The sequence below is a fragment of the Sphingomonas sp. ATCC 31555 genome (genome assembly GCF_000282895.1).
Lineage (GTDB): Bacteria > Pseudomonadota > Alphaproteobacteria > Sphingomonadales > Sphingomonadaceae > Sphingomonas.
The window spans coordinates 34,816-48,583 of the sequence record NZ_ALBQ01000014.1; the positions used below are offsets into that span (position 1 = coordinate 34,816).

The following is a 13,768-nucleotide window of genomic DNA, read 5'->3' on the forward strand; positions in this document are numbered from 1 at the left end:
TCCTCCGCTACCCGCTGTTGCGCAGTGCCGTCGCGATGGCGTTGATCGACAGCAGGATGCCCTCGCCGATGCGGGGATCGTCCTCGCCGGCCCGGTGGCGCTTCATCAATTCGATCTGCAGCAGGTTCAGCGGCTCGATATAGGGCAGGCGGAGGCGGATCGAGGTTTCCAGCGGCGGATGCTTTTCCAGCAGCCGAGTCTGGCGCGTGACCTGCAAAAGGCCATCCTGCGTCTGCTGCCAGCCATCACGGATGCGGCCGAAGATGCCGTCGCGCAGTTCCGGATCCTCCACCAACGCGGCATAATGTTCGGCGATGCCCATGTCGGATTTGGCGAGCACCTGCTCCATATTGTCGAGCGTCGCGCGGAACAGCGGCCAGGCCGTGGCCATCTCGCGCAACAGCCCCTTGTCCTCGAACGCGTCCAGCGCCGCGCCGACGCCGTACCATCCCGGCAACATCACGCGCGCCTGCGCCCAGCTGAACACCCATGGAATCGCGCGCAGATCCTCGATCGCGTCGCTCTTCTTGCGGCTGGCCGGACGCGAGCCGATCTTGAGGCCGGCGATCTCGGCGATCGGCGTCATCTGGCGGAAGAAGGTGGTGAAGCCCGGCGTCTGATAGACCAGCCCGCGATAGGCGCGGAACGCGGTTTCCGACAGCTGGTCCATCGCCGCAGCGAAGCGATCGGCATCGGCGGGGACAAGCTGCTCCGGCTCCAGGCTGGCGAGCAGCGTTGCCGAGGCCATCGCCTCCAAATTGGTCATCGCGCTTTCCGGCGAGCCGTATTTCGCGGCGATCACCTCTCCCTGTTCGGTGATGCGGATGCGGCCCTGCACCGTACCCGGCGGCTGGGCGAGAATTGCCGAGAAGCTGGAACCGCCGCCCCGCCCCACCGCACCGCCGCGGCCGTGGAACAGCTGCATGGCAATCCCCGCATCCTCGAACACCGGCTTCAGGGCGGTCGAGCCGCGGCTCAGCTGCCAGGTAGAGGTGAGATAGCCGCCGTCTTTGTTCGAATCGGAGTATCCGATCATCACTTCCTGATGGCCGCGCGCTGCTGCGATGGCGGCGACTTCGGGCAGGCCGAGCCAGGCTGCCATGATCGGCGGGGCGGCTTCGAGATCGGCGATGGTCTCGAACAGCGGGATCGCCATGATGTGCGCCTGCGGCGTCTCGCCCGGCACGTACAGCCCCGCCTCTTTCAGCAGCACATGTACTTCAAGCAGGTCGGAAACCGACTGCGCCATGGAGACGATGTAATGGCGGATGCAGTCGCGGCCATAGCGCGCATGCGCCGCCGCCGCCTCGCGCACGATGGCGAGTTCGGACGCGGTCTCCTCCGAATAGGCCGCATAGGGGCTGGTCAGCGGCCGGGCGTTGGCCAGTTCGCGGCGCAGCAGGTCGATACGGGCCTGCTCGTCGAGCGCCGCATACTCGTCGCACACGCCGGCCGACTTCAGCAGTTCCGCCACCACCCGCTCGTGGATCGCGCTGTTCTGGCGCATGTCGAGCGTGGCGAGGTGGAAGCCGAAGGTCTCCACCGCGCGGATCAGCCGGCCCAGAGCACCCCCGGTCGCCAGCGGCCCGCCATTGGCGAGGCCCCGCGCGATCGCCACCAGATCCTCGCGGAACTCGGACGGGTGGGCATAGGGCGCGCCGGGCATCGGCGAGGGCCGGCCGGGGCGCTTGCCCACCAGCTTCTCGTGCGTCGCGGAGAGGCGGGCATAGATGCCGGTCAGCGCGCGGCGATAGGGTTCGTCGCTGCGGCTCTTGCCGGTGTCGCCGCTGGCCTCGGCCAGCTTCAGCACCGCGTCGGGCACCTGGACGTGCTCGGTCGAGATCGACAGTTCGGCGCCCAGCGCATGCACCGAGTCGAGATAATGGCCGAGCACCGTCTCGGCGGCACGGGCAAGCGCGAACCGCATCGAATCGGCCGTCACGAACGGATTTCCGTCCCGGTCGCCGCCGATCCAACTGCCCGGGCGCAGGAAGCTCGGCGCGCGATCGCCCAGTGCACGATCCCAGCGGGCATAGAGCGCGGGCAGCACCGGCAGGAACACGTCGCGGAAATAGGAAAGCGCGGTCTCGACCTCGTCGGGCACGCCCAGCTTTTCGCGGCGCAGCACGCGCGTCTGCCACAGCAGCGCGATCTGGCGCAGGATCGCTTCTTCCACCTGATCGCCATCGGGGGTCTCGGTCACCCCCTGGTCGCGCAGCCGCATCAGCTCAGCGACGCGATTCTTGTGATCGATCATCGATTTGCGCCGCACCTCGGTCGGGTGGGCGGTCAGCACGGGGCTGACCAGCGCCGCTTCGAGCAGCGCCATCACCGGCTCGCGGCCGATGCCGGCCTTGGCCAGCCGTTCCAGGGCCGCGGCAACGTCGGCATCCTTTTCGGTTGCCACGCCCTGGCGATCCTCGGCGAGGTTGGCGAGCATCGAGAACAGCATGAAGCCGCGCACGAAATCGAGCGTCTCGTCCAGCGTGAGCCGGTCCAGCCCGGAATCGATGGCCCCCGCTCCTGCCACGCCGCGGTGCCGATCTACCGACGTCGCACGGATATATTCGATCCGTTTGAACAGTTCCTCGCCGCCGTAGATCCGAATAACGTCGCCGAGCAGCCGCCCCAGAAAGCGGATATCGGGATTGTTGGTGATTGCGATACTGGCCATGGCTGCGATTGCTGCACTGCAAAGCGGGCATGGTCAACTTGTTCGCGCTACCAGACTTCCTAGCTTAGGCGGATGGATTTGGTTGCATTTGCTACCCACAGCGTGCGGCGCGCGATGATCGGCCAGGTACGGGCCGTGTTCAACGATGCCGCCCGCGGCGAAGCGCCGGTCGTTCGCCAGTCGGACGGGTTGTTCGGTCCCGATTCGGTCGTCTGGCGCGTGCATGGCGATGTGACGACGATGATGGTCGGCGGCGTTGCGGCGTTGCTGCTGCAGATGCTCCATCCCGCCGTACTGGCGGGCGTCTGGGATCATTCCAAGTTCCGCCACGACATGCTCGGCCGCTTGCGCCGTACCGCGCGCTTCATCGCGTTGACCAGCTATGGCGGGCGCGACGAAGCCGAAGCCGCGATCGCGCGCGTACGCGGCATTCACCACCATGTTCACGGTGTGCTGCCGGACGGCACTCCGTATCGCGCCGACGATCCCCGGCTGCTCGCATGGGTGCATGTGAGCGAAGCGGTGAGCTTTCTCGACGGCTGGATCCGCTATGCCGAACCGGGCATGTCGCGCGCCGACCAGGATCGCTATTTCGCCGAGTTCGCCCAGGTGGCCGAAGCGCTCGGCGCCGATCCGGTACCACACAGCCGGGCGGCGGCGACGGCGTTGATCGCAGAGATGCGCAGCGAGCTTCGCCATGACGAACGCACCCGCGAGGTCGCTCGGCTGTTGCTCGAACAGCCCGCACCCAATCTGGCGACCAAGCCGTTCCAGGCGATAACCTTCGCCGCCGCGATCGATCTGCTGCCCGATTGGGCGCGGCGGATGCACGGCCGTGCCAGCCCGCCGCTCGCTGCACCCGCATTGCGGCTGGGCACGCGCGGCGTGGCCGAAACGCTGCGCTGGGCGTTTCGCTGAGCGTTCAGCGCGCCGGCGCGGCGCGCGGCGCGGTCATGCTGATCAGCAGCAGCGTCAGCACGGCCGCGAACATCGGTGCCAACCACAGCGCGTTCCAGCCCCAGCGGAACTGGCATTCCGCGCCGATCACCACGCCGCTGACGAAGCCCAGCCACAGGGCCAGATAGGGCAGCCAGCCGAAGCGGTCGGCGTCGCCCATCAGTGCGGCGGCAAGCTTCTGCCCCATGCGAACCAGCGATCCGGTCATGTAGGTGAGCCCGATCGTCACTTCGCCGTCGCGCTGGAACAGGCCATTCTCCGCCCCCATCGCGGCGGCGAGCAGCAGCAGCACGATCGGGCCGGGCACTAGCGTCGCCGCAGCGGCCGCCAGCGCCAGCAGCAGCGTGACGAGCGCCATTACCACCGGCTGGTGGCGCCGCGGCCGGGCGCGCACGATCACGCTCGAAAGGATCACGCCGGCCACGAAGCTCATCACCAGCGCCAGCGCGACGGCGGCGTCCCGCGTGGAACCGCTGCCTACACCCACGCCGAGCCGGGTGGAGTTGCCGCTCATGAACGAAGCGAAGAATCCGCCCAGACTGGTGAACGCAAGCGCATCGACGAAGCCGGCGAGCGCCGCAAGCAGGATCGCGAGGGCGATCAGCGGTGACTCGGTACGTTGCATGTCTCCCCTTTGCCCCAAGCTGGGCTCGCTCGCCAAGAGCCGTGTTTGACTTAGGCCACCCTGCCACGGCAGATGGAGGCGATGAACGGTTCGGTCGCAGCCCAGATCGGGCCCATCCTCCCCTGGCTCGATCTGTTCGGCATCGCGGTGTTCGCCGCCACCGGCGCGCTGGCCGCCACCCGACGTGGCCAGACGATCGTCACCGCCACCTTCTTTGCCCTCATCACGGGGGTGGGCGGCGGCACGGTGCGCGATCTGCTGATCGGCGCGCCGGTCTTCTGGATCCACGACGCCAGCGTCGCCTCGCTGTGCCTGGGCATGTCGGCGATCGTTTGGATCACGCCGCAACGTTGGTGGAGCGACCGGAGCTTCGCCTGGCTCGATGCGCTAGGCCTCGCCGCCTACGCTGCGTTCGGCGCGGCCAAGTCGCTGGGCTTTGGCGTGCCGCCGGTGCCGGCGGCGGTGATGGGCGTCGTCACCGCCTGTGTCGGCGGCATCATCCGCGACGTGCTGGCGGGCGAGCCGTCGATCCTGATGCGGCCGGAGCTCTACGTCACCGCTGCCGCTTTGGCTTCCTCGGTCTATGTCATGCTCAGCCTGCTCGGCCTGCCGCCCTATGCGGCCGGCCTTGCCGCTGCCATCGCCGGCTTCGCGTTGCGGGCTGCGGCAATCGTGTGGAAGCTGGGTCTACCCGCGTATCGCGGCGGCATGTGAGGGCCGACGGGTTGGTTCAGGCGCGTACCAGTCCCACCTCGCTGAAGGGCCGCGGCTCCACCGGCGGGGCGGCGGGTGCGTTGAGCTCGCATTGCCAGATACCCACGTCGATCCACTGCCCCTGCTTGTAGCCGACTTCGCGGAACACGCCGGCACGGCGGAATCCCACTGCCTCGTGCAGGCTGATCGAGCGATCGTTCGGCAGCGCGATCATGCCGATGGCATGCACGAAGCGCTGGGCGCGCAACGTATCGATCAGCGCTTCGTAGAGCAGCCGGCCTGCCCCGCGGCGCTGCGCCGTCTCCGCCATGTAGACGGAGGTTTCGCAGACATAGCGATAAGCGGGCCGCTCGCGAAAGCGGGTGGCATAGGCATAGCCGATCACCGCGTCGCCGAAATCCTCGCTCTGGGTGGCAACCAGCCAGGGATACAGCCCGTCGCTCGATGCCATTCGCGTTGCCATCGTCGCCGCGTCGGGCGCCTCGGTTTCGAAGGAGACGGTTCCGTGCAGCACATGCGGCGCATAGATCGCCGCAATCGCCCCCGCATCCTCGGCCGTCGCCGGGCGAATGCGGATCACTTGGCCGTTCCTAACGCCAGCTGGAGCAGGGCGAGGTCGGCCGGCTGCGCGCTCGGCACGCCCAGCGCCATGCACTCCAGGCAACGCGCCTGCACCGAACCGCTCTGGGTCAGGCGCTTGGCATCGCCCAGTGCCTGCGCCAGCAGCATCCGCCGTTGCTCGGCGATGCGGGCATAGGCATCGCTGCCCCCCGGCGCTTCGGCCCAGTCGTCGTCGTCCTCGTCGTCATTGCCCAGCGATCCCAGCCCCGCCGCCAGCGCGGCGGCGAAGGCGTTGGGCTTCTTGGCGAGATAGACCGGCCGCACCTTGGCGGGATCCAGCCCGGCGCGCTTGGCCGCCTCGGCGATCGCGTCGTCCAGCCCGCCGAAGCGATCGACAAGGCCGATCTGGCGGGCGATGCCGCCGATCCACACGCGGCCCTGGCCGATTTCATCCACCCGCTGCGGCGTCAGCTTGCGGGCATTCGCCACCAGGCCGACAAAGCGGCCATAGCCTGCCTCGATCGCCGATTGCAGGATCGTGTCGACCGTGGCGTTGGTGCCGCCATAGATGCTCGGCTGGCCGGTCAGCGGCGTGCTTTGCACCCCGTCTGTCGTTACGCCGATCTTGGCCAGCGTGTTCTCGAAGGTCGGAATGATGCCGAAGATGCCGATCGATCCGGTGATCGTGTTAGGCTCGGCGAAGATCACGTCGCCGGCGGTCGACACCCAATAGCCGCCGCTGGCGGCGAGGCCGCCCATGGACACGACGATCGGCAGCTTCTGCGCCTTGGCCTGCAGAATGGCCTGGCGCATCTGTTCGGATGCCAGTGCCGATCCGCCCGGCGAATCGACGCGGACGACCAGCGCCTTGAGCTTGCCGTCCTTCAGCCCGTCCAGCACCAGCTTGGCGATCGTGTCGCCGCCCGCGCTTCCCGCGCCACCCTTGCCGTCGACGATCTCGCCCGCGACGGTGATCACCCCGATCGGATCGCCGCTGGTCGGCAGCGGGTTCGCCTGCAGCCAGTTGGCCAGCTTGATCGCGTTGAAATTGCCCGATCGCGCCCCGCTTGGCGCGCCGACCAGTTGCGCGACGTGCCGGCCGAAGGCGATGCGATCCCCCAGTTGGTCGACCAGCCCATAGGCACGGTTGGCCGCGGCGATATCGCCCTTGGCGGCGGTGATCGCGACATCGGGCTTCATCAGGAAGTCGGCGATTCGCGCTTTGGGTCGCGCCTTCTGAATGCCGTCCCGCCACTGGTCCAGCAGGCCGCCATAGAGCGCGGTGTTCGCCTCGCGCGCCTCGGGCGACATGTCGGCGCGGATATAGGGCTCCACCGCCGACTTGAACTTGCCGACCTTATAGACATGCACGTTGATGCCCAGCTTGTCCGTCAGGCCCTTGTAATAGAGCTGCTGGCCGCCGGGACCCATGAAGATCGATCCGCCCATCGGGTGGACCCAGATCTCGCTCGCATGCGCCGCGATCTGGTAGCCGCTGTCGGTATAGGCGGTAGCATAGGCCAGCACCGGCTTGCCGGCGGCGCGAACTCGGCCGACCGCGGCCGCGACTTCGCTCACCGTCGCGGGATAGCCGCCCATGAAGCTGTCGAGATCGAGCACTACTGCCTTTACGCGGGCGTCGCGCCGGCCCGCGTCCAGCGCGCGGATCACGTCGCGCGCGCTCACCTGGCCGGCGGCGCGCGAACCGGTGACTGCGGCGAAGGGATCGGCGTCGCTAGGCTGCTCGACCAACACGCCGTCGAACGACACGACCAAGGCGCCGTCGCGAATCGTCGCCGGCGTCGGACGGTGGGAAAGCGCTGCGAACAGCACGGAGAAGAACAGGAGCAGCAGAATAAGGACGAGCAGGTCCTTGATTCCGACGAGTATCTTCCAGGCGGTACGGACCAGCTTCACCGGCGGCTCCTCAAAGCGTATTGGCTTCATCTGCTACCGGATGCGCGCGGCGGAGGCAACGACCCGTATTATTCGCCCAACACGCCAAAAAAAGTTCCCTCGACACCCGTTGACGAAGCGAAACTGCCTCCACATATCTCCGCTGTTAGCACTCCGGGGGACCGAGTGCTAAACACCGAAATCCACCTGAAAGAGGATCAGGCAATGAACTTCCGTCCGTTGCACGACCGCGTGCTCGTCCGCCGCGTCGAAGCCGAGGAAAAGACCGCCGGCGGGATCATCATCCCGGACACCGCCAAGGAAAAGCCGCAGGAAGGCGAAGTCGTCGCCGTCGGCACCGGCACCAAGGCCGAAGATGGCAAGGTGACCCCGCTCGACGTAAAGTCGGGCGATCGCATCCTGTTCGGCAAGTGGTCCGGCACCGAAGTGAAGGTGAACGGCGAAGACCTGCTGATCATGAAGGAAAGCGACATCCTCGGCATCGTCGGCTGAGCACGTCGTACCTCCTCAACTTCCTAAACTTAGCGAAATTTGAAAGGGCAGTCCCATGGCAGCCAAGGACGTAAAGTTTTCGCGCGACGCTCGTGAGCGCATCCTGCGCGGCGTCGACATCCTCGCCGACGCGGTGAAGGTCACGCTGGGGCCGAAGGGCCGCAACGTCGTGATCGAGAAGAGCTTCGGCGCGCCCCGCATCACCAAGGACGGTGTGTCGGTCGCGAAGGAAATCGAGCTCAAGGACAAGTTCGAGAACATGGGCGCGCAGATGGTGCGCGAAGTGGCCTCGAAGACCAACGACATCGCCGGCGACGGCACGACCACCGCAACCGTTCTGGCGCAGGCGATCGTCCGCGAGGGCATGAAGTCGGTGGCCGCCGGCATGAACCCGATGGACCTGAAGCGTGGTATCGACCTCGCCGTCACCAAGGTCGTCGAGGACGTCAAGGCGCGCTCCAAGCCCGTCTCGGGCAGCCAGGAAGTCGCCCAGGTCGGCATCATTTCGGCGAACGGCGACCGTGAAGTCGGCGAGAAGATCGCCGAGGCGATGGAAAAGGTCGGCAAGGAAGGCGTGATCACCGTCGAAGAGGCGAAGGGTCTCGAATTCGAGCTCGACGTCGTCGAAGGCATGCAGTTCGACCGCGGCTATCTCTCGCCCTACTTCATCACCAACCCGGAGAAGATGGCGGTCGAGCTCGCGGATCCGTACATCCTGATCCACGAGAAGAAGCTGTCGAACCTGCAGTCGATGCTGCCGATCCTCGAAGCGGTCGTGCAGTCGGGTCGTCCGCTGCTGATCATCGCCGAGGACATCGAAGGCGAAGCGCTGGCGACCCTGGTCGTCAACAAGCTGCGCGGCGGCCTGAAGGTCGCAGCGGTCAAGGCACCGGGCTTCGGTGATCGTCGCAAGGCGATGCTGGAAGACATCGCCGTCCTCACCAAGGGTGAAGTGATCAGCGAAGACCTCGGCATCAAGCTCGAGACCGTCACGCTCGGCATGCTCGGCACCGCCAAGCGCGTCACCATCGACAAGGACAACACCACCATCGTCGATGGCGCCGGTGAAGCCGAGTCGATCAAGGCCCGCACCGAGCAGATCCGCCAGCAGATCGAAGTCACCACCAGCGATTACGACCGCGAGAAGCTCCAGGAGCGTCTCGCCAAGCTCGCCGGCGGCGTGGCCGTGATCAAGGTCGGCGGTGCGACCGAAGTCGAGGTGAAGGAGCGCAAGGACCGCGTCGACGACGCGCTGCACGCAACCCGCGCAGCCGTTGAAGAAGGCATCGTCCCCGGCGGCGGCACGGCCCTTCTCTATGCCACCAAGGCGCTCGAAGGCCTGACCGGTGCGAACGAGGACCAGACCCGCGGCATCGACATCGTCCGCAAGTCGCTGACCGCGCTGGTTCGCCAGATCGCCAGCAACGCCGGCCAGGACGGCGCCGTTGTCTCGGGCAAGCTGCTCGACCAGACCGACACCTCGTTCGGCTTCAACGCCGCGACCGACACCTACGAGAACCTCGTGGCTGCCGGCGTGATCGACCCGACCAAGGTGGTGCGCACCGCACTGCAGAACGCGGCTTCGGTCGCCGGCCTGCTGATCACCACCGAAGCCACCATTGCCGAGCTGCCGGAAGACAAGGCCGCAGCACCGGCGATGCCGGGCGGCATGGGCGGCATGGGCGGCATGGACTTCTAAGTTCGCGCTCGACGCAAAAAGAGGGGCCGGCGGAGCGATCCGCCGGCCCTTTTCTTTTGGCGCCACCCTCACTCTTCCGGCGCTTCGCGCCCCCCTCCCTCTCCCAATGGGAGAGGGAAGGGGACCGCCGCCGCAGGCGGTCGGAAGGGTGAGGGCGCGCGCAAGAGGCCCCTACCGCTCCTTCACCCCGGCCATCCAGCCTCGTACCGTATCGGCCGCCTCGCTGACCGCGTGGCTGCCCCGTCCGAACAGCCCGGCCAGCTCCTCTTCCACCCGGTGCAGCGTATCGCCGCCCTTTTCGGGCAGCGGCGGCAGGATGTGCGCGAAGTAAGTCTTGCCAAGCAGCCGGTGGAGCAGCCGCTCGCCGGGGAAGGGCGCGCCATTGTTGAGCGCCCGCGCGCCCCGCAGCAGGTTGCGGATGTCGTACTGCGTCGGGCTGATGTCGGGCACCTGCTTCAGCACGTTCAACAGCGCGTACACCCCGATCCGCGCCGTGCGGATCGAACTCTCCATCGTGAAGACGATGTCGTTCGCCGTCTCGACGAACTGGCCGACCAGCGCGAGGTTGGTGCAGCCTTGCGGCACCACCGCCGGCCGGTCGCCGGCCGCACGCGGCATGAATTCGGCGGTGATGTACGGCATCAGCGCAAGCCGTATCTTGGTCGCCTGCGTCACCGCCGCAACCTGATCCTCGGCAATGCCAAGATGGTGGCACAGCTCTTCGAGGATCTCGCGCCCGGTGCAATCGGGCATCGCTTTGGCGACCTTGTCGCCGGCCACGTCCATCCGCAGCGCATAGGCCCAGAGCACCAGCACGTCCTCGGGCTGGTCGGGGAAGTGCGGCTGGCGATTGCAGGTGACGCTGAGCAGCCACTTGGAGTCGGTGAAGGTGATGATCCCGCCGGTGACGGTGCGTCCCGAGTACGGATCGTTGACCGCCAGTGCCTTCAGCCGGTCGACCAGCGGCGAGGGCCTGCAGGTGAGCGTCGCCGATTCCCACATCGAGCGGGCAACATCGCCACAGAACTTGTTCGGCCTGCCGAACACCGGCGATTGCGCGGCGAGGTTGCGCCACAGCGTCCAATCGCTCTCGGCACCCGGATCATACGCTCCGCGTTCGAGCACCGGCGCCCGGTCCATGTCGCCATAGGCGGTGCCCTCGGTCATCGAGCCGGGCAGCACGAAGACGAGATCCTGTGCTGCCACCGGCAGCACTGTCGCGGTGCCCGCCACCACGGCCCGGATCCCGGTGACGGTACGCTGCTCGCCCGCCACGGCGAAGTCGAGGTCCGTGGCGCGCGTGTCGAACTGAAAGCATACGCCCTGCTCGCGCAGCATCTTGGTCAGCGGGCGGACGAAGGTGTCGAACTGGTCGTATTTCGGGAACACCACCACCGACATGTCGGCAAAACCGTCCACCGAATCGAGGAAGCGGTGGAGGTACAGCTTCATCTCCAGCAGGCTGTGCCAGGGCTGGAAGGCGAACATGGTGCGAAACAGCGCCCAGAAGTTGGTCTCGAAGAAGCCCCTGTTGAAATAGTCCTGAATCGTGGTGTCGTTCACCTCGTCCTTGCGCTTGAGCAGCAGCCGGACGATCTCCCACTGGTCCTTGCGCGACAGGCCGAAGGTGCGGAAATCCTGCACCACGCCTTGCTGGTGCATCAGTCGCGCCTTGGAATAATTGGGGTCGCGATCGTTCACCCAACGATATTCGTCGAGCACGCTATAGCCGGCGGGCAGCTCCAGCGCCGGCACGTCCTGGAACAGGTCCCACAGATTGTCGTAGTTCCAGTTCATCTCGCGGCCGCCGCGGATCAGATAGCCGCGCTCCGCATCGCCCGCGCCGTCGAGCGAGCCGCCCTCGATCTGCGCGGCATCGAGGATGGTGATGTTGGCGGGCGGCATATGGCCGTCGCGGATCAGGTAGAAGGCGGCGGCTAGTCCCGCGATCCCGCTGCCGACGATCCACGCCTTGCGGGCCTCCACCCTCGGCGTCGGCAGCGGCCGGTTGCGGGCATAGGGGCTCCAGAAGTCGGGCGGCGGCAGCGTGTTCTGGGGCTGCTGGCTCCAATAGCCGGCAGTGGTGTCCGGCGCATGCACGAAGCCTTCGGGTGCGGCATTTGCCGGCGCGCCGAGCCAGTCGGCGGTGGAACGGGACATGATGCGGTCCTCCTGAATCCAGCGGATGGTTGGCCGCCGGATTCAGGCAGATCAGCGCGAACGCGAATTCGTAATGTTGGCAGCTCGCAGGATCAGTCCTTGCGGTCCTCTTTCTTGTCGTCCTTGTCGACAGGCAGCGTCGGCACGGCGGCGCGGGCAGTGGCGGTGGGTGCCGCCGGCGGCCTGCAGCCCTTTGAGACGCCGAGGCCCTTGAGGTAGGCGCGGCGAATCGTTCCGCCATAGATCGCCGCGGTCACCCGCTTCTCCTGCTTGTCCGCGCCGGTAATCATCCGCACCAGCCCAAATCCGGGGATCAGCGTGCCCACGATCGCACGGCTGCCCGCCGCAGCGATCGCGCCGCCATTGCCCCCTTTGGCTTCCGGTGCGTCGGCGTCGCTGCCCAGCACGGCGTTCAGCTGCGTGATGCCGTTGCGGATCTGCGCGCAGCTCTTGGTCCCTTGCGATGCGTAAGGGGCAGAGGCGGCGAGCAGCAGCACGTCCGGGATTTTCTTCTCGTTGATCCGCAGGTCGCGCAGCGGCGCCTGCGCCCCGTCCCCCACGCTCTGTTTCTGCTGCGCCAGCACCGGCGTTGCAATCAGCATCGCGGCCAGCCCGGCCGCCCAAAGGGTCCGCATGTCGTATCTCCCAGAATCCTGCAAAGCTGCGCAGCAAAGGCACGGGCCCGCAACATTGTTCCCTCGCAACAATGTCCGGAATTGACTTTCGTGCGCCTGCCGCTAGGGCCGTCGACGGGCCACGCGGTCCCAACGCCGCGCGTGCTCTCTGCAAGGAGAGACTACATGACTGATTTAATTGCCGCCGACGCCACGCTTGCGTCTGCGAAGCCCGCCACCAAACCGGCGCGTCCCTATTTTTCCTCTGGTCCCTGTGCCAAGCCCCCAGGCTGGTCGCCCCAGAAGCTCGCCGTCGAGTCGCTCGGCCGCTCGCACCGCTCGAAGCTGGGCAAGACCCGCCTCCAATATTGCATCGACCTGATGCGCGAGTTGCTCCGCCTGCCGGACACGCACCGCATCGGCATCGTACCCGGATCGGATACCGGCGCCTTCGAAATGGCGATGTGGACGATGCTGGGCGCCCGCCCCGTCACCACGCTCGCCTGGGAAAGCTTCGGTGAAGGTTGGGTCACCGATGCGGTCAAGCAGCTCAAGCTCGACCCCACCGTGTTGCGCGCCGACTACGGGCAGCTGCCCGATCTGAGCGCGGTCGATTGGTCGAACGACGTGCTGTTCACCTGGAACGGTACCACCTCGGGCGTGCGCGTGCCGAATGGCGACTGGATCGCCGCCGATCGCGAGGGGCTGAGCTTCGCCGACGCGACCTCGGCGGTGTTCGCCTACGACCTGCCCTGGGACAAGATCGACGTTGCCACCTTCTCCTGGCAGAAGGTGCTGGGCGGCGAGGGCGCGCACGGTGTGCTGATCCTCGGCCCGCGCGCGGTCGAGCGCCTCGAAACCTACACCCCCGCCTGGCCGCTACCGAAGGTGTTCCGCCTCGTCTCCAAGGGCAAGCTCGCCGAGGGCGTGTTCAAGGGCGAGACGATCAACACGCCGTCGATGCTGGCGGTGGAAGACGCGATCTTCGCGCTCGAATGGGGCAAGGGCCTGGGCGGCGCCGACGGGCTGATCGCCCGCTCGGACGCCAATGCCGCGGCGCTCGACACGATCGTCGCCGAGCGCGACTGGCTCGGCCATCTCGCCGAGGATCCGGCGATCCGCTCGCGCACCAGCGTGTGCCTGACCGTCGAGGGTGCCGATGCCGACTTCATCAAGAAGTTCGCCGGCCTGCTTGAGAAGGAAGGCGCGGCCTATGACGTGGCCGGCTATCGCGATGCGCCGGCAGGCCTGCGCATCTGGTGCGGCGCCACCGTCGACACCGCCGATATCGAGGCGCTCGGCCCCTGGCTCGACTGGGCCTACGCCACCGCCAAGGCGGGCTGATTGCGGTGCTC

Annotated in this window: 11 protein-coding genes; 5 read left to right on the plus strand and 6 right to left on the minus strand. The window is 67.0% G+C overall.

The features are described from left to right. Window positions 1-7 precede the first annotated feature (7 nt). Window positions 8-2,674: a phosphoenolpyruvate carboxylase gene (gene ppc / locus B215_RS0107465; protein ID WP_019369020.1), complete on the minus strand. Its 2,667-nt coding sequence runs from the start codon at window positions 2,672-2,674 to the stop codon at window positions 8-10. 72 nt (window positions 2,675-2,746) lie between these two features. On the opposite strand from ppc, the gene B215_RS0107470 reads away from it, so the two are divergent. After that, window positions 2,747-3,592, plus strand: a complete 846-nt coding sequence (locus tag B215_RS0107470; RefSeq protein WP_019369021.1) for an oxygenase MpaB family protein — start codon at window positions 2,747-2,749, stop codon at window positions 3,590-3,592. Between the two features lie 4 nt (window positions 3,593-3,596). Here B215_RS0107470 and B215_RS0107475 read toward each other — a convergent pair whose 3' ends face one another. Then, window positions 3,597-4,256, minus strand: coding sequence for a YoaK family protein (locus B215_RS0107475; protein WP_019369022.1), 660 nt, complete (start codon window positions 4,254-4,256; stop codon window positions 3,597-3,599). A gap of 81 nt (window positions 4,257-4,337) precedes the next feature. Here B215_RS0107475 and B215_RS0107480 point away from each other — a divergent pair, with 81 nt between their 5' ends. Continuing rightward, window positions 4,338-4,970 (plus strand): trimeric intracellular cation channel family protein, encoded by a 633-nt coding sequence (locus B215_RS0107480; protein WP_037513375.1) that lies wholly within the window; start codon window positions 4,338-4,340, stop codon window positions 4,968-4,970. A 16-nt stretch (window positions 4,971-4,986) separates the two neighbouring features. On the opposite strand, the gene B215_RS0107485 is transcribed toward B215_RS0107480, so the two are convergent. Together B215_RS0107485 and sppA are read right to left on the minus strand one after the other, a co-directional pair. Beyond that, window positions 4,987-5,550 (minus strand): GNAT family N-acetyltransferase, encoded by a 564-nt coding sequence (locus B215_RS0107485; protein ID WP_019369024.1) that lies wholly within the window; start codon window positions 5,548-5,550, stop codon window positions 4,987-4,989. Next, window positions 5,547-7,478, minus strand: coding sequence for a signal peptide peptidase SppA (gene sppA, locus B215_RS0107490; protein ID WP_019369025.1), 1,932 nt, complete (start codon window positions 7,476-7,478; stop codon window positions 5,547-5,549). The genes B215_RS0107485 and sppA overlap by 4 nt, the downstream gene beginning before the upstream one ends. 174 nt (window positions 7,479-7,652) lie before the next feature. Here sppA and groES point away from each other — a divergent pair, with 174 nt between their 5' ends. Both groES and groL read left to right on the plus strand, forming a co-directional pair. Next, window positions 7,653-7,940, plus strand: coding sequence for a co-chaperone GroES (gene groES, locus B215_RS0107495; protein WP_010544804.1), 288 nt, complete (start codon window positions 7,653-7,655; stop codon window positions 7,938-7,940). A gap of 55 nt (window positions 7,941-7,995) precedes the next feature. Continuing rightward, window positions 7,996-9,639: a chaperonin GroEL gene (gene groL, locus B215_RS0107500; RefSeq protein WP_019369027.1), complete on the plus strand. Its 1,644-nt coding sequence runs from the start codon at window positions 7,996-7,998 to the stop codon at window positions 9,637-9,639. 171 nt (window positions 9,640-9,810) lie between these two features. Here the strand turns inward: groL and B215_RS0107505 are convergent, their stop codons facing one another. Together B215_RS0107505 and B215_RS0107510 are read right to left on the minus strand one after the other, a co-directional pair. Next, window positions 9,811-11,799, minus strand: a complete 1,989-nt coding sequence (locus tag B215_RS0107505) for an oleate hydratase (protein WP_019369028.1) — start codon at window positions 11,797-11,799, stop codon at window positions 9,811-9,813. 92 nt (window positions 11,800-11,891) lie between these two features. Next, window positions 11,892-12,434, minus strand: coding sequence for a hypothetical protein (locus B215_RS0107510; RefSeq protein ID WP_019369029.1), 543 nt, complete (start codon window positions 12,432-12,434; stop codon window positions 11,892-11,894). A gap of 165 nt (window positions 12,435-12,599) precedes the next feature. Between B215_RS0107510 and B215_RS0107515 the strand changes: the two genes are divergently transcribed. After that, window positions 12,600-13,757 carry a phosphoserine transaminase gene (locus tag B215_RS0107515; RefSeq protein WP_019369030.1) on the plus strand — a complete coding sequence of 386 codons (1,158 nt, stop codon included), beginning with the start codon at window positions 12,600-12,602 and terminating at the stop codon, window positions 13,755-13,757. Window positions 13,758-13,768: the final 11 nt, after the last annotated feature.

Coding starts and splice junctions, on each gene's coding strand:
- ppc (WP_019369020.1), bottom strand. CDS start 2,674: ATGGCCAGTATCGCAATCACCAACAATCCCGATATCCGCTTTCTGGGG.
- B215_RS0107470 (WP_019369021.1), top strand. CDS start 2,747: ATGGATTTGGTTGCATTTGCTACCCACAGCGTGCGGCGCGCGATGATC.
- B215_RS0107475 (WP_019369022.1), bottom strand. CDS start 4,256: ATGCAACGTACCGAGTCACCGCTGATCGCCCTCGCGATCCTGCTTGCG.
- B215_RS0107480 (WP_037513375.1), top strand. CDS start 4,338: ATGAACGGTTCGGTCGCAGCCCAGATCGGGCCCATCCTCCCCTGGCTC.
- sppA (WP_019369025.1), bottom strand. CDS start 7,478: ATGAAGCCAATACGCTTTGAGGAGCCGCCGGTGAAGCTGGTCCGTACC.
- groES (WP_010544804.1), top strand. CDS start 7,653: ATGAACTTCCGTCCGTTGCACGACCGCGTGCTCGTCCGCCGCGTCGAA.
- groL (WP_019369027.1), top strand. CDS start 7,996: ATGGCAGCCAAGGACGTAAAGTTTTCGCGCGACGCTCGTGAGCGCATC.
- B215_RS0107505 (WP_019369028.1), bottom strand. CDS start 11,799: ATGTCCCGTTCCACCGCCGACTGGCTCGGCGCGCCGGCAAATGCCGCA.
- B215_RS0107510 (WP_019369029.1), bottom strand. CDS start 12,434: ATGCGGACCCTTTGGGCGGCCGGGCTGGCCGCGATGCTGATTGCAACG.
- B215_RS0107515 (WP_019369030.1), top strand. CDS start 12,600: ATGACTGATTTAATTGCCGCCGACGCCACGCTTGCGTCTGCGAAGCCC.